The following is an 18,240-nucleotide window of genomic DNA, read 5'->3' as shown; positions in this document are numbered from 1 at the left end:
GGCAAGCCTCGCTCCTACATTGGTTTTGCATAGTCCAAAAAAACCCGGTCAGCATTGCTGCTGACCGGGCTTTCTTACATCTGAAGCGGCTTATTCTGTGGCGAGTACGCCACGACGAACCTGATCACGCTCAATCGATTCGAACAGCGCCTTGAAGTTGCCTTCGCCGAAACCATCGTCGCCTTTACGCTGGATGAATTCGAAGAATACCGGGCCCATCAGGGTTTCCGAGAAGATCTGCAGCAGCAGGCGCTTGTCGCCCGACTCGGACGAACCGTCCAGCAGGATCCCCCGCGATTGCAGCTGATCGACCGGCTCGCCGTGGTTCGGCAAACGGCCTTCCAGCATTTCGTAGTAGGTTTGCGGTGGTGCAGTCATGAAGCGCATGCCGATGCTTTTCAGGTGATCCCAGGTCTTGATCAGGTCATCGCTGAGAAAGGCCACGTGCTGGATCCCTTCACCGTTGAACTGCATCAGGAATTCTTCGATCTGCCCGGCGCCCTTGGACGATTCTTCGTTCAACGGGATTCGGATCATGCCGTCCGGCGCGGTCATGGCCTTGGAGGTCAGGCCGGTGTATTCGCCTTTGATGTCGAAGTAACGGATCTCGCGGAAGTTGAACAGCTTCTCGTAGAAGTTGGCCCAATAAGCCATGCGACCGCGATATACGTTGTGGGTCAGGTGGTCGATGATTTTCAGACCGGCGCCGACCGGGTTACGGTCCACACCTTCGATGAACACGAAGTCGATGTCGTAGATCGAGCTGCCTTCGCCGAAACGGTCGATCAGGTACAGCGGCGCGCCGCCGATGCCTTTGATCGCTGGCAGGTTCAGTTCCATCGGGCCGGTTTCGATGTGGATCGGCTGGGCGCCGATTTCCAGCGCACGCTTGTAAGCCAGCTGCGAATCCTTGACGCGGAACGCCATCCCGCACACCGACGGGCCGTGCTCGGCCGCGAAATATGAAGCGACGCTGTGCGGTTCGTTGTTGAGGATCAGGTTGATCTGGCCCTGGCGATACAGGTGCACGTCTTTGGAGCGGTGGGTCGCGACCTTGGTGAAGCCCATGATCTCGAAGATCGGCTCCAGGGTGTTCGGGGTCGGCGAGGCGAGCTCGATGAATTCAAAGCCCATCAGGCCCATTGGGTTTTCGTATAAATCTGCCATTTTGGCGCCTCATCATTTTTTAGAATTAACGGATCGTTAGTTGCTAATAATGCTGAAGCCGGCGGGTGGCGCGCAGGAGATGCCCCGCACGCTGCGGGCGAGGAAGTCACCGTAGATCAATTGAAACCCGAAACTTTTCATTGTCGACCCAAGGCTGATGCGGGCGAGGCTTCTGCTTCCAGAAGACGATTATTATTGTATGCGTAACCCGATTCTACACAGCGTAAATAGGTTTGTCCGCCTTCTGTATCAAATCCCCTTTTTCCCTGCTCGCGCAAGGGGTTTGTTGCACAGGAAAATTCCGGCGAGAATCAGCCCTCCTCCCAGGCACATCGCCAGCGTCAACTGCTCGCCCAACAGCAACGCGCCGAGGATCACCGCGGTCAGCGGATTCAAGGCAATGAACACCCCCGAACGCGTCGCGCCGATCTGGCGAATGCCGTCGTAATAGCCGATGTAGGCCAGCGCCGAGCCCAACACGCCCAGGTACATCAGGCTCAACCATTGTTGCGGCCCCAGTCCGATGAACGCGCTGGCACTCAGTTCACCGCGCACCGCACTGGTCACCCACAGCATCAGCGTGCCCAGCAAAATCGAATATGTCACCGTCTGTACCGGCCCCAGCGTCTGGTTGAGGTCTTTGGAGAACAGCGAGTAAATCCCCCAGCCAAGCACGCAGCCGAAAATCAGCAGGTCACCGATCCAGGCGTCGGCATTGCCGGCCAGCAGCTGCGGACTGCGACTGACGATCACCAGACTCGCCCCGGCGATACAGATCGTGATCCCGATAACCTTCGCCCGACTCAAGCGCTCCTTGAAGAGCAGCCATGACGCCAGTCCGATCACGGCAGGGTTCAGCGCCACGATCAACGACGCTCGCGACGCATTGATGTAATGCAACCCGTAAAAAAAACACAGGTTGTAGAAGAAGATCCCGAAGAACCCCAGCAGCGCCAGTTGCAGCCATTGCCTGGGGCTCGGTTTCGCCAATGGCACTCGAGCCAGCAGCAAAAATAGCAGCAACGCCACGCTGGCCAGCAGAAACCTCAGGCTGGCGGCGAACAACGGGCTCAGGCTGTCCGCGAGAAACCGGCCTGCCACGAAAGTCCCGCCCCAGATCATGGTGACGGCGGCGAGTTTCAGATACACCGGCACATCCGATGACGTGGTTTGCGCATAGCTATTCATAAGGCGTGAGGACTTCAATCAAGGCAGATGACGTATCATTCGACTAATGCGCCATCATCGTAAAATGAGTAAAGACTCATGACTCTGACACAACTCGAGATTTTCTCGCTGGTCGCCGAACTGCGCGGCTTCACAATGGCGGCCAATCGTTTGGGGATTTCCCAATCGGCGGTGTCTCACGCCCTGAAGTCGCTGGAACAGGAATTGGGTGTCGAGTTATTCAGACGCCACCAATCCCAAATCGAACTGAGCGACATCGGCCAACAGCTCTTGTCCCGCGCCCGGGCGATGCTCGGGTTGGCCAACACCTTGCGCCAGGAAGCCGCCGACGCCCGAGGAATGAAGCGCGGCACACTGCGTATCGGCTCGTTCGGCCCGACTTCATCGATCAAACTGCTGCCACAGATCCTGCGACACTACCGTGCTGCTCACCCTGGCATCGAAGTCCACATTGACGAAGGTCCGGACCGGCAGATTCTCCAGTGGCTGGAAGAGCGGCGAATCGATATCGGTTTCGTGGTGCTGCCTGAAGATCGTTTCGACACCTTCCCACTGATCGAAGACCGGATGGTCGCGCTGCTGCCCTCCGACCATCCGCTGACGGGTCGCGACAGCCTGAGTTTGAGCGACTTGTGTCACGACCCGTTCGTGCTGACCGAAGCCGGGTCTTCGGAGCTGGTTTCACGGCTGTTCAGCGCTGCCCGGCTGACACCGAACATCCGTTATCGCTGCTCGCAGTTACTCAGCACCCTCGACACCGTGGGCCGTGGTGATGCCGTGACCGTTGTTGCTGAAAGCTCATTGCCCGACGACAACGACAGCCGCTACGTGAAAAAACCGCTGTCGCCATCCGTCAATCGGCAGGTGGGCCTGGCGGTGCTCGATCAGCGTCAGTCGTCACCCGCGACGCTGGCGTTTATCCAGCTGGCGTCAAGCCTGAACTATCGCTGAGCGGCAAAAGGATCGACGGCCATCTATCATGCCCACTACCTGAACTCTTTTTGGGGGACGTGCCGTTATCCTCCCAGCATTTGAGAGCCGTACCTCATCGTCACAGGCTTCGCGAATGCCACTGAACGCCAAAACCCGCCGCAAGCGCGGCAAACGACTGGTTGTAACCCTGCTGAGCGGCTTGCTCCCGGTACTGTTGGGGGGCGTCATCCTCTATATGCAGGCTGAACGTACGCTCCAGCAAAGTACCCAGCTGACGGCCGAAGAAGCTGTCAGCCAATTCGAGTTGATGCTCGACAACACCGCCCAGGCCGCACAGGAATTGCTGCCGCTGGCCGGCCAAAGCTGCAATGAAGTCAAATTGGCCCTGCGTGAACAGGTCACCCGCCGACCGTTCGTGCGCTCGACGAACCTGGTGTGGGACAACAACAACTATTGCAGTTCTTTGTTCGGTGACTATCAGGAAAAGATCATTGCCGGCGACTACTCCTCAGGCCGGTTGTTGCTGATGAAGGGCAATCGGGTCACGCCCGATACCGCGGTACTGGTGTATCGGCTCAGTGAAGGAGAACAGGGGGCGATGAGTGCGCTGGACGGTTATCACCTGAGCAACGCGCTGCGCATGATTGGCCGCAAGACGACGCTGTTGCTGCAAGTCGGTCCCGACTGGTTATCCGCCGAAGGTAAGGTTCACGAAGATCCCCTGCCCGTCCTGCCCGTGGCCGAAAGCAAACTGACGTCCACGCGTTATGGCTTTACGGTCGCAGCCGGCTTTCCCGAGGGAGAAACCTGGCGTTACATGAGCAGCGAGTATCCGCCGCTGTTCAGTTTGCTGATCTTCTTCGGGATGGTGTCGGGAGCAATCGGACATGTCCTGCAGAAACGCTCGTCGTCCCCCAGCCACGAAATGCAGCGCGCGCTGGAGGCTGCCGAGTTCGTTCCGTATTTCCAGCCCGTGGTGCATGGCGAGACTAAAACCTGGTCCGGGGCCGAAGTGTTGATGCGCTGGAGCCATCCGAAAGAAGGCCTGGTGCGCCCGGACCTGTTCATTCCTTTTGCCGAACATTCCGGGTTGATCGTGCCGATGACCCGCTCGCTGATGCGACAAACCGCAGCGTTGTTGGCGCCCGCTGCGTCCTCGTTCGACGGACCGTTCCACATCGGCATCAACATCACCGCCAGCCATTGCAAGGATCTGGACCTGGTCGAGGACTGCCGGGAGTTTCTCAGTGCCTTTGCGCCGGGTGCCATCAACCTGGTGCTGGAGTTGACCGAGCGCGAACTGATCGAGCCGACCGCCATCACGCACCAATTGTTCGAGCAGCTTCACGCATTGGGCGTGATGATCGCCATCGATGACTTTGGCACGGGTCACTCAAGCCTCGGTTATCTGCGCCAGTTCAACGTGGACTTCCTGAAAATCGATCAGAGCTTTGTGGCGATGATCGGCGTTGACGCCCTCTCCCGGCACATTCTGGACAGCATTATCGAACTGTCGGCCAAGCTTGATCTGGGGATCGTCGCCGAAGGCGTGGAAACCGAGGAGCAAAGTGACTATCTGGCCGCCCAAGGTGTGAATTTCCTGCAAGGTTATTTGTTCGGTCGACCGATGCCCGGCGCAGAATTCATTAATGCATTAAGGCACCATTAACCGACGGTTTTAAGCGACGAGACTTCGAAAGGGCGCACCAAATTGAATCAAAAGACTACAGTTGTTACATGAAGAAAAAGACAGGATTTACTCTTGGCCAATTAACTACTACAATTTTTCATGCCTGTGCAAGATTGGCAGGTGAGCCACTATCACCGAGTCGCTTCAAGGCTCTTGGCTTATAGCTTTGTTTGCGGTTGGTATCAGCCAAACACACTATTGGAGTAATGATTTTGTCCAGACTCGCTGAATTTCGTGCCGCTGAAAAGGCCCTTCAAGAACAGCTCAAGCAGCTGGAATCGCTGAAGAATGATGCCGGGCTCAAGAAAGAAATCGAATTCGAAGAAAAGCTCCAGGGGCTGATGAAAACCTACGGCAAAAGCCTGCGCGACATCATCGCCATCCTCGATCCGAACCCGGCAAAATCCGGCTTGCAGACAGCCTCCCCTAAAACCCGCCGCGCTCGCGTGGTCAAGGTTTATCATAACCCGCACACCGGCGAACTGATTGAAACCAAGGGTGGCAACCACCGCGGCTTGAAAGCCTGGAAGGAACAGTACGGTGCCGCTACCGTTGATTCCTGGCTGCGAGGTTAAGCACTCGCGGTGATAAAAAAGCCCTGCCAATGCAGGGCTTCTTTTATGGACGCCTTCTAAATGCAACGAAAGGAGACGATCAACTCGCTACTTGCCGACTCAACTTTATGCTTAATCCGTTTGGGTATCTAAAAATCTCGGATCGCACTGAAATCTGCAGTCATGCAAACCGTCAGCTAAAGTTTCAAGCTGTTACGAGCTGCTGCTATTTCGTCCTGACTTGCCTTATAAGCCTCGGCCTGCCCCGCGTAGGAAAGAACATAGGCTTTATTGGCATCCACCGCCGCGACCAATGTTTGTGACAGCACATGTCGACCATTCTGTGTAATCGTGCAGGTAGTTTCCAATCCCGATAAGCGGCCCAAGGGCGCTGGATGAATTTTGTTGCAGACACTTTGATAGCCGCTTTGAAAAAAGTCCTTCTGCACCGACTTGCGCATTTCAAGCAACACACCTTCCAGATTGACCTGATGACCGCTTTCTACTGGCGTCATGGTCAATTCCATTACCAGCACCGGTGTGCCACCTTGGTCGACCTTCACCGCGCGTTGCCGGACAACCTCTGGTTTGGCGTCATCTTGCGGCACGGCTTCGACCTCCCAGCCATTTGGCCAGGTCACCACCGGCGCATCCGCATGAGCGCTGGTAGCACCTGACAGCAGGCAAATCAGGACCAACGTCGATTTACAGAATCGGATCATTGCAATAAGCACTCACGGATTGAACCGTAAAGTCTGAGCCTCACCCGTCTGTCAGGCAATAGCCGACTGTTTGCGTTTGGTGATGTCCCACCCCTTGCGTATCATTGTCGCCATTCGTTAGCCCCACTTATTTTCCGGAGGGCCCATGAGCCTGCACGAATTGAACACTTTCCCCGGCGTGACCGCTCAACCTGACACCGCCACCCAGAAATTCGTCTTCAACCACACCATGCTGCGGGTCAAGGACATCACCAAGTCCCTGGATTTCTACACGCGCATCCTGGGTTTTTCGCTGGTGGAAAAACGCGACTTCCCAGAAGCTGAATTCAGCCTGTACTTCCTGGCGCTGGTCGATAAAAACCAGATTCCGGCCGACGCTGCTGCTCGTACCGAATGGATGAAATCGATCCCCGGCATTCTCGAACTCACCCACAACCACGGCACCGAAAACGACGCGGATTTCGCCTACCACAACGGCAACACCGACCCGCGCGGCTTCGGCCATATCTGCATCTCTGTACCGGACATTCGTGCTGCTTGCGAGCGTTTCGAGGCGCTGGGCTGCGATTTCCAGAAACGCCTGAACGACGGTCGCATGACGAGCCTGGCCTTCATCAAAGACCCGGATGCGTACTGGGTCGAAATCATCCAGCCTGCCCCGATGTAACCTCCACCACCATTCCCCTGTGGGAAGGTGTGAGGCACAAAAAACCCCATGATCACTCATGGGGTTTTTGTGTTTTCAGTGACGACGTTTATGCCGGCGCGGAGGTGCGGATCAGGTGATCAAATGCGCTCAACGAAGCCTTGGCGCCCTCGCCCACCGCAATCACGATCTGCTTGTACGGCACGGTGGTGACATCACCGGCAGCGAACACACCCGGCATCGACGTTTCACCACGGGCATCGACGATGATCTCGCCGCGGGGCGACAGTTCGATGGTGCCTTTGAGCCAATCGGTGTTGGGCAGCAAACCGATCTGCACGAAGATCCCTTCCAGCTCGACGTTGCGCAATTCGTCCGACTGACGATCCTTGTAACGCAGGCCGTTGACCTTCTGACCGTCGCCCAGCACTTCAGTGGTTTGCGCGCTAGTGATCACGGTGACGTTCGGCAGGCTGTGCAACTTGCGCTGCAACACCGCGTCGGCACGCAGCTGTACGTCAAACTCCAGCAAGGTGACGTGAGACACGATGCCCGCCAGGTCGATGGCCGCTTCGACGCCGGAGTTACCGCCACCAATCACCGCCACGCGCTTACCTTTGAACAGCGGACCGTCACAGTGCGGGCAGTACGCCACGCCTTTGTTGCGGTATTGCTGCTCACCCGGGACGTTCATTTCACGCCACCGCGCACCGGTCGCGAGGATCACGGTCTTCGCTTTCAGGGTCGCGCCGCTGGCGAAGTGGACTTCGTGCAGCTCACCATTTTTGCCCGACACCAACTTGTCGGCGCGTTGCAGGTTCATGATGTCGACGTCGTATTGCTTGACGTGTTCTTCCAGCGCCACGGCCAGTTTCGGCCCTTCGGTTTCCTGCACGGAGATGAAGTTCTCGATGGCCATGGTGTCGAGCACCTGCCCACCAAAACGCTCAGCCGCCACACCGGTGCGAATGCCTTTACGAGCGGCGTAGATCGCGGCCGAAGCACCCGCTGGACCACCGCCGACGACCAATACGTCAAAGGCTTCCTTGGCGCTGATCTTCTCGGCTTGACGCTCGATACCGCTGGTGTCGATCTTGGCGAGGATTTCTTCCAGGCCCATGCGACCCTGTCCGAAGTTCACGCCGTTCAGGTAAATGCTTGGCACGGCCATGATCTGACGATCATCGACTTCAGCCTGGAACAGCGCGCCGTCAATAGCGACGTGGCGGATGTTCGGGTTCAGTACCGCCATCAAGTTCAGCGCCTGGACGACGTCCGGGCAGTTCTGGCAGGACAGCGAGAAGTACGTCTCGAAGCTGAATTCGCCCTTGATGGAACGGATCTGTTCGATCACTTCCACACTGGCCTTCGAAGGGTGGCCGCCGACTTGCAGCAAGGCCAGCACCAACGAAGTGAATTCGTGGCCCATCGGGATGCCGGCAAAACGCAGGCTGATATCGGCACCCGGGCGGTTGATCGAGAACGATGGTTTGCGTGCATCGTCACCGTTGTCGAGCAACGTAATCTGACTGGAAAGACTGGCAACGTCTTTGAGTAATGCGAGCATTTCCTGGGATTTCGCACCGTCGTCGAGGGAGGCAACGATCTCGATCGGCTGGGTGACCCGTTCCAGGTATGATTTCAACTGGGCTTTAAGATTGGCGTCCAACATACGGGCGATTTCCTTGATTTTGTAAAAAGTCGAATCGAAAAAAAACGCCCGAGCGAATCTCGCCCGGGCGTTTTTTAAAGGGCGGTTGCAGCTTACTTAGGTGCGGAAACCCGCCTTGATGATGCTTTTGTCACAGACTTAGATCTTGCCGACCAGGTCCAGGGACGGAGCCAGAGTGGCCTCGCCTTCTTTCCACTTGGCTGGGCAAACCTGACCTGGGTGAGCAGCGACGTATTGAGCAGCCTTGATTTTGCGCAGCAGCTCGGAAGCGTCACGGCCAACGCCGCCATCGTTCAGTTCAACGATTTTGATCTGGCCTTCAGGGTTGATCACGAAGGTGCCACGGTCAGCCAGGCCAGCGTCTTCGATCAGCACGTCGAAGTTGCGGGAGATGGCGTGAGTCGGGTCGCCGATCATGGTGTACTGGATTTTGCCGATGGCTGGCGAAGTGTTGTGCCAGGCAGCGTGAGCAAAGTGGGTGTCGGTGGAAACGCTGTAGATTTCGACGCCCAGCTTCTGGAATGCGTCGTAGTTGTCAGCCAGGTCTTCCAGCTCGGTCGGGCAAACGAAGGTGAAGTCAGCTGGGTAGAAGAACACCACAGACCATTTGCCTTTCAGGTCAGCGTCCGACACTTTTACGAAGTCGCCATTTTTGAAGGCGTCAGCTTTGAACGGTTTAACTTGGCTGTTGATGATAGGCATCGATGACTCTCCGTCAGGGTTGAAAAGTTTGGTTGAGAAGTTGATGGGGTGAATCCTACCCACTCGATCGCCGCCTGGCTCATTGGCAAAGCTCATGCTGCTGATTGGTTTTCGCTATTAGCAGACAGTATTAATAGAAGAAAACGGTATCTAGGGCGCCAATGGTTTTTCAGCGACTCGGGCCATCCCGAGAAACGGGCTGGCTTCAACATAGCGCATGGCCGACTTCACATCCTTCCAACCCACATAATTCATCAACGATTTCAAATCCCAACCGCTCTGATGGGCCCAGCTGGCAAAACCGCGTCGCAGGGAGTGGCTGGTGTAGCGGTCGGCTGAAATGCCGGCTCGCTCCAGGGCCTGGCGCAACAAGGGGATGACGCTGTTGGCGTGCAAGCCCTCCTCGCTCAAATGACCCCAGCGATCGATACCGCGGAACACCGGCCCGCGGACCAGCGCAGCGTCCGTGATCCATTGGATGTAGGCGTTCACCGGGCAGAGGCGCTGCAAGGCGGGGGTCTGGTAAGTCTTGCCAAGGTTTTCGCGATCGCTCTTGCTGCGTGGCAAGTAGAGGGTGATGCCTGAACCGCCGCTCGCCTGTACGTGTTCGATCTGTACACGGCACAATTCATCACTGCGAAACCCACGCCAGAAGCCCAGCAAGATCAGCGCGGTGTCGCGTCTGGCGCGCAGCAATCCCGACTGATCGTTTTGCGCCTTGGCGGTTTGCGCTTCCTGCTCCAGCCACGCCACCACTTGCTCCAGATGCTGAAGCTGCAATGGCTCGGCCTGTTTCTCCTGGGCTGGGTGCAGCGCCCGTATGCCCTTGAAGACCTTGCGCACCACCGGCGACTTGGTGGGATCGGCGAAACCCTGGCTGTTATGCCACTGCGCCAGCGCCGACAACCGAAGTTTCAACGTATTGATCGATAGCTCGCCCGCATAGGCCACGAGATAACGCGCCACGCTGTCGCTCGTCGCAGGCAGGAAACCACCCCAACTGACTTCGAAATGTTCGATGGCCGCCCGGTAGCTGCGACGAGTGTTGTCGCGGGTGGCGGCTTGCAGGTAGCGATCCAGGTCGGTCATGGCTCAATTCTCTAAAACGTACCGCTTCAGCGGAGTAAAACCTGTCGCATGGCGTATCACACGGGGTAATACCAGTATATCCCGTATCAACAACTTACATTTTTTATGTTATTAGACATGATGGTACACTGCGTACTTTGGTGGCATGTACCACAGTACGAAATCGTAGGAGAGCACATGGCTCGTGGCGGCGTAAATAAAGCGGTGGTGCAGGCGGCACGTTTGGCAATCCTCGCCCGTGGCGAAAACCCCAGCATCGACGCGGTACGGATCGAGATGGGCAATACCGGCTCAAAAACCACCATTCACCGCTATTTGAAGGAGTTGGATGACGGCAGCGAACGCGCCGAAACGCCTTCAGCACCCATTGATGATGAGCTGACAGGCCTGGTCTCGCGCCTGGCGCAACGCCTCAAGGAGCAGGCGCAGGAACCCATCGATCAAGCTCGCGCGCAGTTCGATCAGCAACGAAAAGAATTGGAAATCCAGCTGACTGAAGCCCGACAAGCCAACACTGAATTGCACCAGCAATACGAGATTCAAAGCCTGGCCCTGACTCAAGAGTCCGAGGCCCTGCAAGAAACCCGCTCCATGCTGCAGACCGAGCAAACCCGCAACGCCGGACTGAACCAGGCGCTGGCCGATTTTGAACTGCGCTTGCAAGACAAGGATGAGCAGATCCGCTCACTGGAAGAAAAGCACCTGCACGCACGCGATGCCCTGGAACACTACCGCAACGCCGTCAAGGAACAGCGCGAGCAGGAGCAAAGTCGCCACGAAGGCCAGGTGCAGCAGATTCAGATGGAATTGCGCCAGGCCCAGCAAAGCGCATTGGTGCGTCAGGATGAGATCACTCAACTGCACCGCGACAATGAGCGCTTGCTCACCGAGAACCGTGGAACGCTACGTGAACTGGGGCTTTTGCAGGACCAACTCAAGCACACCAACAGCCGTCAGGATCAACTGGTGGAGCAGGTCAACCGCATCGACAGCGAACGCACCCTCCTCCAGGAACGCTTGCGCGCCGCCCTGCTGGAAAGTCAGTCGCTCAAGCAGAACGTCGACGAGCAGTCGCAGATAAACAAAGTGCTGGAAACGAAATTGCTCAAGACTCAGGCGAGCCTCGATGAAAGCCTGCGCCTGGCGGCGGTCATTGCAACAGCGCCAGACGCATCAGAGAGCGAAAAGAGCGATTAACCGGCAACCGGCGTACGCATGGTGACGAACTCCTCGGCGGCAGTAGGATGCACGCCGATGGTTTCGTCGAAGTCGCGCTTGGTTGCGCCAGCCTTCAAGGCAATCGCCAGACCCTGAACGATCTCGCCGGCATCCGGCCCGACCATGTGGCAACCCAGAACTTTGTCGGTCTTGGCATCGACCACCAGTTTCATCAGCGTGCGCTCTTGGCATTCGGTCAAGGTCAGCTTCATCGGGCGGAAACGGCTTTCGAAAACCAGCACGTCGTGGCCGGCCTCGCGCGCCTCTTCCTCGCTCAAGCCAACCGTGCCGATGTTCGGCAGGCTGAACACGGCGGTCGGGATCATCTTGTAATCCACCGGGCGATATTGCTCAGGCTTGAACAAACGACGCGCCACAGCCATGCCTTCAGCCAGGGCGACGGGCGTCAGCTGAACACGGCCGATCACATCGCCCAGCGCCAGGATCGACGGCTCAGCGGTCTGATACTGATCATCGACCTCGACGAAACCTTTCTTGTCGAGTTTGACACCGGTGTTTTCCAGCCCAAGGTTGTCCAGCATCGGACGGCGACCGGTGGCGTAGAACACACAATCCGCCTCCAGCTCGCGACCATCCTTGAGCGTCACCTTCAGGCTACCATCGGACTGTTTGTCGATGCGCTCGATGTCGGCGTTGAATTGCAGGTTCATGCCGCGCTTGGTCAGCTCTTCCTGCAAATGCTTGCGCACTGCTCCGTCGAAGCCGCGCAGGAACAGCTCACCGCGATACAACAACGTGGTCTCGGCGCCCAGCCCGTGGAAGATCCCGGCAAATTCGACAGCGATGTAACCACCGCCCACCACCAGAACGCGCTTTGGCAGTTCTTTGAGAAAGAACGCCTGGTTGGAACTTATCGCGTGCTCGTGCCCCGGAATCTCCGGGATCTGCGGCCAGCCACCGGTAGCAATCAGGATGTTCTTGGCGGTGTGGCGCTCGCCGTTGATCTCGACCGTGTTCGGGTCGACGATTTTGGCGTGGCCTTCATGCAAGGCCACACCGCTGTTGACCAGTAAATTGCGGTAAATACCATTCAGGCGGTTGATCTCGCGATCCTTGTTGGCAATCAGCGTTGCCCAATCAAACTTCGCTTCGCCCAGCGTCCAGCCGAAGCCCGAAGACTGCTCGAAGTCTTCGGCGAAGTGCGCGCCATAGACCAGCAACTTCTTCGGCACACAGCCGACGTTCACACACGTACCGCCCAGGTAACGGCTTTCGGCCACCGCCACTTTCGCGCCATAACCGGCAGCAAAACGCGCAGCCCGTACACCGCCGGAACCGGCGCCAATCACATAAAGGTCAAAATCGTAGGCCATTTTCAATCTCCTCGGCAGGCAACCAGCATACCCGCAGCCGTCTGTTGGGCAAGCGCTGCAAGCGATTTGGGGGCGGAAAATGAAAAAGCCACCCGAAGGTGGCTTTTCAATACAAGTGGTTCAGGCGCTATCAGTAAGCCTTGCCAGTCTTGTAGAAGTTTTCGAAGCAGAAGTTGGTCGCGTCGATGTAACCTTCAGCGCCACCGCAGTCGAATCGCTTGCCTTTGAACTTGTAAGCCATGACGCAGCCGTTCTGGGCTTGCTTCATCAGGGCGTCGGTGATCTGGATTTCACCACCCTTGCCTGGCTCGGTTTGTTCGATCAGGTCGAAGATGTCCGGGGTCAGGATGTAACGGCCGATGATCGCCAGGTTCGACGGTGCATCTTCAGGCTTTGGCTTCTCGACCATGCTGTGAACGCGGTAGATGTCGTCGCGGATCATCTCACCGGCAATAACGCCGTATTTGTGAGTTTCTTGCGGATCGACTTCCTGGATGGCAACGATCGAGCAACGGAACTGCTTGTACAGCTTGACCATCTGGGTCAGAACGCCGTCGCCTTCGAGGTTGACGCACAAGTCATCCGCCAGCACCACGGCGAACGGTTCGTCACCGATCAGTGGGCGACCGGTCAGAATCGCGTGGCCCAAGCCTTTCATTTCGGTCTGGCGGGTGTAGGAGAACGAGCAGTTGTCGAGCAGCTTGCGGATACCGACCAGGTACTTCTCTTTGTCGGTGCCCTTGATCTGGTTTTCCAGCTCGTAGCTGATGTCGAAGTGGTCTTCCAGGGCGCGCTTACCGCGACCGGTGACGATGGAGATTTCAGTCAAACCAGCGTCCAGTGCTTCTTCGACGCCGTACTGGATCAGTGGCTTGTTTACCACCGGCAGCATTTCTTTGGGCATGGCTTTAGTCGCTGGCAGGAAGCGAGTACCGTAACCGGCTGCTGGGAACAAGCATTTCTTGATCATATAAGTCCTTGAAAGGGCTGTGTGTACGAGTTTCGGCGCAGTCTAATCAGGCGGCGTGCACCTTACAATGCCCCGCGCTGGCTAACCGATGCCATCATAGAGAAATATTCCCGCGGATAGTTCCATTCGCATTTTTGCGCGGTCAAATCAGCGTAGCTCAAAGAGGCCGGCAAACTGAACTACCATACGCTTATCGTCCCCCGATGCGAGCATTTGCCGGTATCATGGCGACTTTGAACCAGTGAACGAGACAGATAGATGACCGTAGCAAAAATCATCAACGGGTACACGGTCGACAAAGGAACAGATGGCCAGTGGCACATTACCGCCGCCAATGGCGAAGATGTTTCCGGGCCGTTACCCACCGAAGCGATGGCGATTGAAGTGGCGTCGGTGCTCGACTACACGCCCCCCGCGCCGAAGCGACGCGGCAAGAGTCAGGACTAATCTCCTACGGCACTCGCAGAGCCCTGCCATCGAGCAGGGCTTTTTTGTGGCTGGGTGCAAACAAGTGGCCAATCGCTATAACCTTTTCACACTGGCGCTGTCAGAGCGTCTAGCCCCCCTCGCTGAAGACGACAACTATGAACATGAACAGATTTTTGCCCCTGATTGCGATCCTGGCCCTGACCGGCTGCGCCACTTCCGAAAAAATGTACCTGAACAACGGTGAGCAAGGCCTGGCGATCGACTGCTCCGGCGAAGCCAATTCCTGGGCCACGTGCTACGAAAAAGCCGATGCCTCTTGCGCCGGCACCGGCTACCGGATTGTCGGCACCGACGGCACGCCTTCCACCAAGGAAAGCGACAAGACCCTGGGCGTCGATGTCGGCAACTTCAAGAACCGCAGCGTTGTGGTGGTCTGCAAGTAAGGCGCCCTGCCCTACATGTGAATTTCCGCGAATTTGATCCCGAGGCCGCGCACGGTCTCGATCAAATCGTCGAGACGACCAAACGACTCGACCTCGTCATTATCGTCCACCAGGAAATAACTGCGCCCGGCGCTTTTCTTGAAAAACACAATCCATTCCCCGGGGGTCGCCGGATTTTGAATGACGTGGGTGGCAGAGATCAGACCCTCTGCATGGCGTTCCCGTACCTGCTCTCGCTTCATGCTCGACTCCAGAAATGACAATGCCGCCAAAGCATGGCTTTGACGGCATCGGTATGAACGGCGGCCAGTCTATCAGCCGGAAATGCACGCATTGGCGGCTTTCTGTACGTCCTTTGGACGGACCGGCACATTGGACATACGTTCATGCAGCTTGATACCGCTGCCGCCCGAGCGGTCTTCGATGTCGAACACGGCTGCCGGGGCCGTCGAGAGTTTCGCCGGCACGATCACGCGCATGCCGTCCTTGTGCGACTCCACTTGCAGGGCACCACGACTGTCGGCCAGTTTTTCAACCAGGCATTGCGCGTACTCATTGGGCTTTTTGCCTGAGATCACGTTCATGGTAGGCAGCGTCTGGTTAATCTCCGAGACACTTGCACAGCCACTCACTACCAATGCCAACGGCAAGACCAACACACCCCACTTCATATAAAACCTCCGATAAAGACCCTCCGACAGCACAAATGGCAATTTTCTCCGAGGCTCACTGCGTTTATCGCTCATAGAATTCCGAATAACTGTTTTTAATTGTCAAAGCGCACCCCGACGACCGGATAATAACCTGTTCGGGCTGATAAACTGCGCCAATCGCCCATGCTATCGTTTTGATTTTGTAGAAAAAGCCCTTCTGGAGGCGCCTCATGAAATTTATCCACCAGCGCGAGCACCTCAACGAAGACGACATCGTCGTCATCCAGTGCTCCCAAACGTGCAACATCCGCTTGATGAACGACGCCAACTTCCGCAGCTTCAAGAACGGCGGCCGTCACACTTACCACGGCGGTGCTTTCGACACCTTCCCGGCCCGGATCACTGCGCCGAGCACCGGTTTCTGGAACATCACCATCGACACGGTCAACCGCCGGCCGATCAGCGTGACCCGCAAACCGACCCTGACGCACTCGATCAAGATCATCCGCCGCTCCAGCACGAAACTGAGCTGAGAGTCGCTCCCACACAAAGAAAGGCAGGTATGACCGTGGCCCAAACGACCAAGTACGTCATCAAATACAAACTCAACGGCGAACGCCGCTTCGAATTTGCCCAGCTCGAAAACGGCACCGAAGAAGAAGCCAAAGCCGCGCTGGACGCCATTCATGGTACGAGTGAAGACGTCATCAGCGACATCGCCGTCAGCAAAGCGCTGTAAACGCGACCCGGAGCGACAACAAGGACGTCATGCTCCGCGCCCGATTTGAATTCGACCGCAAGCGCCGGAGTGTTCACTCCCTTGGCGCTCCCTAGACTGGCCACCTCGACCTTTGGTTAAGGAGTCAGAACATGCTTGTTTCCCCGATTCGCTACATCAGCGGCACTTCCAGCCTTGGCGTCTTGATGCTGGCGTTCAGCGCCGAGGGCCTGTGCGCGTTGCTGCTCGGTGACGACTTGATCACGCTCGAACGGGATCTGGCACGGCGTTTCCCCGGCCAACCCAACCCACAGCGCGATGAAGGTTTGGTGCCGGCACTGGAGCAAACCCTGCGCCACCTCGAAGACCCACACACCGCGCTCGATCTGCCACTGGATCTGACCGGCAGCGTATTTCAACGGCGGGTCTGGGAAGCCCTGCGGCAAATCCCCGTCGGCGAAACCGCCAGCTACCGCGATATCGCCCAACGCCTCGGCCAGTCCAGCGCTTTTCGGGCGGTGGCGAATGCCTGTGGGGCAAACCCGGTGGCCGTTATCGTGCCTTGCCATCGAGTGCTGCGCCAGGACGGCAGCCTCGGCGGCTATCGCTGGGGACTTGAGCGCAAACGGCAGTTGCTGGATCGTGAGGCTCAACGATGAGCGAGCAAACCTTCGATGCGCTGGACTGGACAACCCTGGAGCAACAACTCGATCAAGATGGCTGCACCGTCATCAGGTCCCTGTTGAGTGCGCAGACGTGCGACGAAGTCAGCGCCCTCTACGCCCAGTCGGCGCCCTTTCGCTCTCAAGTGCTGATGGCGCGTCACGGTTTTGGCCGTGGCGAGTACAAGTACTTTAAATACCCGTTGCCGGAGCAGGTCGCCCGCCTGCGCAGCGTGCTTTACCCTCGACTGGCGCCGATCGCCAATCGCTGGTACGAATGCATGGACCTGCCGACCCGTTTCCCCGATACCCACGACGCGTTTCTGCAACGCTGCCATGCCGCCGGTCAGGAGCGCCCGACTCCGTTATTGCTGCAATATGGCCCGCAGGACTACAACTGCTTGCATCAGGATCTGTACGGCGAACACGTGTTCCCGCTGCAAGTGGCGATTCTTCTGTCAGAACCGGACGAAGATTTCACCGGCGGCGAGTTTGTGTTGACTGAACAACGCCCGCGGATGCAGTCACGGCCTCAGGTTGTCGGCCTGAAAAAAGGCGATGGGGTGATCTTTGCGGTCAGCCAACGCCCGGTCAAAGGCGTTCGCGGGTATTACCGAGTGACGATGCGTCATGGCGTGAGTCGCCTGCACAGCGGAAAACGGCATACCCTTGGAATCATCTTTCACGATGCGTTATGACCCCATGAGCCCGATCACCTTCGATCTGTTTGCCGACGCCGAGCCCGAGCAAGCGCCCAGACGCGAACAGATCGGTGAACAATCCTACGTCTTGCGCGGCTTTGCCTTGCCCCGGCTGGATCAGTTGCTGCCTGCACTGGAAGTGATTCTTACGTCCGCGCCGTTTCGGCAGATGATCACGCCCGGCGGCTTTACCATGTCGGTGGCCTTGAGCAGTTGCGGCACCTGGGGCTGGACCACGGATCGCAGCGGCTACAAGTACACGCGCAATGATCCACAGACCGGGCAACCCTGGCCCGAGATGCCCGATGTGTTCTTCGAACTGGCACAGGCCGCGGCACGGGAAGCGGGATTTGCTGATTTTGTTCCGGATTCCTGCCTGATCAACCGCTATGTCCCTGGGGCGAAGATGTCATTGCACCAGGACAAGGACGAAGGTTCCTACACAGCACCGATCGTTTCGGTGTCATTGGGATTGCCTGCCATCTTCCTGTTCGGCGGCTTTGAACGAAGCGATAAAAGCCAACGCGTACCGCTGCTGCATGGCGATATCGTGGTCTGGGGCGGCGTTGATCGCTTGCGTTATCACGGCGTCCTGCCCATCAAGGATGGCCATCACCCGCGCTTGGGCGAACAACGGATCAACTTCACCTTTCGAACCGCCGGATGATGCCCTCGAATTCAACCGCAAGACTCGGGGTGCAGCGGGTTTGCGGGCTGGTTAATCTGAAGGAAACGGGTCAACGGACATG

At 57.3% G+C, this 18,240-nt stretch carries 22 protein-coding genes; 12 read left to right on the top strand and 10 right to left on the bottom strand.

The annotated features are described in order from the left end of the window. Positions 1–90 precede the first annotated feature (90 nt). A complete protein-coding gene (gene hppD / locus ACYZTY_RS12485; protein WP_131058682.1) occupies positions 91–1,167 on the bottom strand; it encodes a 4-hydroxyphenylpyruvate dioxygenase in 1,077 nt (358 codons plus the stop codon). 249 nt (positions 1,168–1,416) lie between these two features. Next, on the bottom strand, positions 1,417–2,355 hold the full coding sequence (locus tag ACYZTY_RS12480) for a DMT family transporter (RefSeq protein WP_461958738.1): 939 nt from the start codon (positions 2,353–2,355) through the stop codon (positions 1,417–1,419). Between the two features lie 78 nt (positions 2,356–2,433). On the opposite strand from ACYZTY_RS12480, the gene ACYZTY_RS12475 reads away from it, so the two are divergent. From ACYZTY_RS12475 to ACYZTY_RS12465, 3 genes are all read left to right on the top strand, one after another. After that, on the top strand, positions 2,434–3,306 hold the full coding sequence (locus ACYZTY_RS12475) for a LysR family transcriptional regulator (RefSeq protein ID WP_461958737.1): 873 nt from the start codon (positions 2,434–2,436) through the stop codon (positions 3,304–3,306). A gap of 115 nt (positions 3,307–3,421) precedes the next feature. After that, on the top strand, positions 3,422–4,957 hold the full coding sequence (locus ACYZTY_RS12470) for an EAL domain-containing protein (protein WP_461958736.1): 1,536 nt from the start codon (positions 3,422–3,424) through the stop codon (positions 4,955–4,957). A gap of 233 nt (positions 4,958–5,190) precedes the next feature. Continuing rightward, positions 5,191–5,553, top strand: coding sequence for a histone-like nucleoid-structuring protein, MvaT/MvaU family (locus ACYZTY_RS12465; protein ID WP_461958735.1), 363 nt, complete (start codon positions 5,191–5,193; stop codon positions 5,551–5,553). A 176-nt stretch (positions 5,554–5,729) separates the two neighbouring features. Here ACYZTY_RS12465 and ACYZTY_RS12460 read toward each other — a convergent pair whose 3' ends face one another. Then, positions 5,730–6,254: a DUF4946 domain-containing protein gene (locus ACYZTY_RS12460; protein ID WP_461958734.1), complete on the bottom strand. Its 525-nt coding sequence runs from the start codon at positions 6,252–6,254 to the stop codon at positions 5,730–5,732. Between the two features lie 145 nt (positions 6,255–6,399). Here ACYZTY_RS12460 and gloA point away from each other — a divergent pair, with 145 nt between their 5' ends. Further along, the gene (gloA, locus tag ACYZTY_RS12455) at positions 6,400–6,921 is read left to right on the top strand and encodes a lactoylglutathione lyase (RefSeq protein WP_461958733.1); all 522 of its coding nucleotides are present in this window, start codon (positions 6,400–6,402) and stop codon (positions 6,919–6,921) included. Positions 6,922–7,009: 88 nt separating this feature from the next. On the opposite strand, the gene ahpF is transcribed toward gloA, so the two are convergent. The 3 genes from ahpF to ACYZTY_RS12440 all read right to left on the bottom strand — a co-directional run bounded on the left by ahpF (position 7,010) and on the right by ACYZTY_RS12440 (position 10,363). Further along, positions 7,010–8,572 carry an alkyl hydroperoxide reductase subunit F gene (gene ahpF / locus ACYZTY_RS12450; RefSeq protein WP_461958732.1) on the bottom strand — a complete coding sequence of 521 codons (1,563 nt, stop codon included), beginning with the start codon at positions 8,570–8,572 and terminating at the stop codon, positions 7,010–7,012. A 138-nt stretch (positions 8,573–8,710) separates the two neighbouring features. Further along, positions 8,711–9,274, bottom strand: coding sequence for an alkyl hydroperoxide reductase subunit C (ahpC, locus tag ACYZTY_RS12445; RefSeq protein WP_010460707.1), 564 nt, complete (start codon positions 9,272–9,274; stop codon positions 8,711–8,713). A gap of 150 nt (positions 9,275–9,424) precedes the next feature. Next, a complete protein-coding gene (locus ACYZTY_RS12440) occupies positions 9,425–10,363 on the bottom strand; it encodes a site-specific integrase (RefSeq protein ID WP_461958731.1) in 939 nt (312 codons plus the stop codon). 177 nt (positions 10,364–10,540) lie between these two features. Between ACYZTY_RS12440 and ACYZTY_RS12435 the strand changes: the two genes are divergently transcribed. After that, complete coding sequence (locus tag ACYZTY_RS12435) at positions 10,541–11,560, top strand: DNA-binding protein (protein ID WP_461958730.1); 1,020 nt, start codon at positions 10,541–10,543, stop codon at positions 11,558–11,560. Here ACYZTY_RS12435 and gorA read toward each other — a convergent pair. Then, positions 11,557–12,915 carry a glutathione-disulfide reductase gene (gene gorA, locus ACYZTY_RS12430; protein WP_461958729.1) on the bottom strand — a complete coding sequence of 453 codons (1,359 nt, stop codon included), beginning with the start codon at positions 12,913–12,915 and terminating at the stop codon, positions 11,557–11,559. The two genes, ACYZTY_RS12435 and gorA, sit on opposite strands and share 4 nt — an antisense overlap. 130 nt (positions 12,916–13,045) lie before the next feature. Continuing rightward, entirely contained in the window at positions 13,046–13,885 is an 840-nt protein-coding gene (galU, locus tag ACYZTY_RS12425) for a UTP--glucose-1-phosphate uridylyltransferase GalU (protein ID WP_010460715.1), read from the bottom strand. Between the two features lie 258 nt (positions 13,886–14,143). On the opposite strand from galU, the gene ACYZTY_RS12420 reads away from it, so the two are divergent. Both ACYZTY_RS12420 and ACYZTY_RS12415 read left to right on the top strand, forming a co-directional pair. Further along, positions 14,144–14,332, top strand: coding sequence for a hypothetical protein (locus ACYZTY_RS12420; protein ID WP_461958728.1), 189 nt, complete (start codon positions 14,144–14,146; stop codon positions 14,330–14,332). Between the two features lie 143 nt (positions 14,333–14,475). After that, a complete protein-coding gene (locus tag ACYZTY_RS12415) occupies positions 14,476–14,757 on the top strand; it encodes a hypothetical protein (protein ID WP_461958727.1) in 282 nt (93 codons plus the stop codon). Between the two features lie 11 nt (positions 14,758–14,768). Here ACYZTY_RS12415 and ACYZTY_RS12410 read toward each other — a convergent pair whose 3' ends face one another. Next, positions 14,769–14,999 carry a hypothetical protein gene (locus ACYZTY_RS12410; protein ID WP_461958726.1) on the bottom strand — a complete coding sequence of 77 codons (231 nt, stop codon included), beginning with the start codon at positions 14,997–14,999 and terminating at the stop codon, positions 14,769–14,771. 72 nt (positions 15,000–15,071) lie between these two features. Next, positions 15,072–15,428 (bottom strand): hypothetical protein, encoded by a 357-nt coding sequence (locus ACYZTY_RS12405; RefSeq protein ID WP_461958725.1) that lies wholly within the window; start codon positions 15,426–15,428, stop codon positions 15,072–15,074. Positions 15,429–15,640: 212 nt separating this feature from the next. Here ACYZTY_RS12405 and ACYZTY_RS12400 point away from each other — a divergent pair, with 212 nt between their 5' ends. The 5 genes from ACYZTY_RS12400 (at position 15,641) to alkB (ending at position 18,158) form a co-directional block, all read left to right on the top strand. Beyond that, positions 15,641–15,943, top strand: coding sequence for a DUF1883 domain-containing protein (locus ACYZTY_RS12400; protein WP_007946189.1), 303 nt, complete (start codon positions 15,641–15,643; stop codon positions 15,941–15,943). Positions 15,944–15,972: 29 nt separating this feature from the next. Next, a complete protein-coding gene (locus ACYZTY_RS12395) occupies positions 15,973–16,149 on the top strand; it encodes a hypothetical protein (protein ID WP_461958724.1) in 177 nt (58 codons plus the stop codon). 131 nt (positions 16,150–16,280) lie between these two features. Next, positions 16,281–16,787, top strand: coding sequence for a methylated-DNA--[protein]-cysteine S-methyltransferase (locus ACYZTY_RS12390; RefSeq protein WP_461958723.1), 507 nt, complete (start codon positions 16,281–16,283; stop codon positions 16,785–16,787). Next, positions 16,784–17,488, top strand: a complete 705-nt coding sequence (locus tag ACYZTY_RS12385) for a 2OG-Fe(II) oxygenase (RefSeq protein ID WP_461958722.1) — start codon at positions 16,784–16,786, stop codon at positions 17,486–17,488. The genes ACYZTY_RS12390 and ACYZTY_RS12385 overlap by 4 nt, the downstream gene beginning before the upstream one ends. Further along, the gene (alkB, locus tag ACYZTY_RS12380) at positions 17,478–18,158 is read left to right on the top strand and encodes a DNA oxidative demethylase AlkB (RefSeq protein WP_461958721.1); all 681 of its coding nucleotides are present in this window, start codon (positions 17,478–17,480) and stop codon (positions 18,156–18,158) included. The genes ACYZTY_RS12385 and alkB overlap by 11 nt, the downstream gene beginning before the upstream one ends. Positions 18,159–18,240 lie beyond the last annotated feature (82 nt).

The organism is Pseudomonas sp. LB1P83 (assembly GCF_054897885.1).
The sequence above is the reverse complement of the archived record's forward strand: the minus strand, read 5'-3'. Positions and strand labels throughout refer to the sequence as shown.

Excerpts from the sequence above, each read along its gene's own strand:
- ACYZTY_RS12440 (WP_461958731.1), bottom strand. The coding sequence starts at position 10,363 with ATGACCGACCTGGATCGCTACCTGCAAGCCGCCACCCGCGACAACACT.
- ACYZTY_RS12390 (WP_461958723.1), top strand. The coding sequence starts at position 16,281 with ATGCTTGTTTCCCCGATTCGCTACATCAGCGGCACTTCCAGCCTTGGC.
- ACYZTY_RS12405 (WP_461958725.1), bottom strand. The coding sequence starts at position 15,428 with ATGAAGTGGGGTGTGTTGGTCTTGCCGTTGGCATTGGTAGTGAGTGGC.
- galU (WP_010460715.1), bottom strand. The coding sequence starts at position 13,885 with ATGATCAAGAAATGCTTGTTCCCAGCAGCCGGTTACGGTACTCGCTTC.
- ACYZTY_RS12400 (WP_007946189.1), top strand. The coding sequence starts at position 15,641 with ATGAAATTTATCCACCAGCGCGAGCACCTCAACGAAGACGACATCGTC.
- ACYZTY_RS12395 (WP_461958724.1), top strand. The coding sequence starts at position 15,973 with ATGACCGTGGCCCAAACGACCAAGTACGTCATCAAATACAAACTCAAC.
- ACYZTY_RS12385 (WP_461958722.1), top strand. The coding sequence starts at position 16,784 with ATGAGCGAGCAAACCTTCGATGCGCTGGACTGGACAACCCTGGAGCAA.
- ahpF (WP_461958732.1), bottom strand. The coding sequence starts at position 8,572 with ATGTTGGACGCCAATCTTAAAGCCCAGTTGAAATCATACCTGGAACGG.
- ACYZTY_RS12410 (WP_461958726.1), bottom strand. The coding sequence starts at position 14,999 with ATGAAGCGAGAGCAGGTACGGGAACGCCATGCAGAGGGTCTGATCTCT.
- ACYZTY_RS12435 (WP_461958730.1), top strand. The coding sequence starts at position 10,541 with ATGGCTCGTGGCGGCGTAAATAAAGCGGTGGTGCAGGCGGCACGTTTG.
- ACYZTY_RS12470 (WP_461958736.1), top strand. The coding sequence starts at position 3,422 with ATGCCACTGAACGCCAAAACCCGCCGCAAGCGCGGCAAACGACTGGTT.
- gorA (WP_461958729.1), bottom strand. The coding sequence starts at position 12,915 with ATGGCCTACGATTTTGACCTTTATGTGATTGGCGCCGGTTCCGGCGGT.
- hppD (WP_131058682.1), bottom strand. The coding sequence starts at position 1,167 with ATGGCAGATTTATACGAAAACCCAATGGGCCTGATGGGCTTTGAATTC.
- ACYZTY_RS12460 (WP_461958734.1), bottom strand. The coding sequence starts at position 6,254 with ATGATCCGATTCTGTAAATCGACGTTGGTCCTGATTTGCCTGCTGTCA.
- alkB (WP_461958721.1), top strand. The coding sequence starts at position 17,478 with ATGCGTTATGACCCCATGAGCCCGATCACCTTCGATCTGTTTGCCGAC.
- ACYZTY_RS12480 (WP_461958738.1), bottom strand. The coding sequence starts at position 2,355 with ATGAATAGCTATGCGCAAACCACGTCATCGGATGTGCCGGTGTATCTG.
- ACYZTY_RS12420 (WP_461958728.1), top strand. The coding sequence starts at position 14,144 with ATGACCGTAGCAAAAATCATCAACGGGTACACGGTCGACAAAGGAACA.
- ACYZTY_RS12475 (WP_461958737.1), top strand. The coding sequence starts at position 2,434 with ATGACTCTGACACAACTCGAGATTTTCTCGCTGGTCGCCGAACTGCGC.
- ACYZTY_RS12415 (WP_461958727.1), top strand. The coding sequence starts at position 14,476 with ATGAACAGATTTTTGCCCCTGATTGCGATCCTGGCCCTGACCGGCTGC.
- ahpC (WP_010460707.1), bottom strand. The coding sequence starts at position 9,274 with ATGCCTATCATCAACAGCCAAGTTAAACCGTTCAAAGCTGACGCCTTC.
- gloA (WP_461958733.1), top strand. The coding sequence starts at position 6,400 with ATGAGCCTGCACGAATTGAACACTTTCCCCGGCGTGACCGCTCAACCT.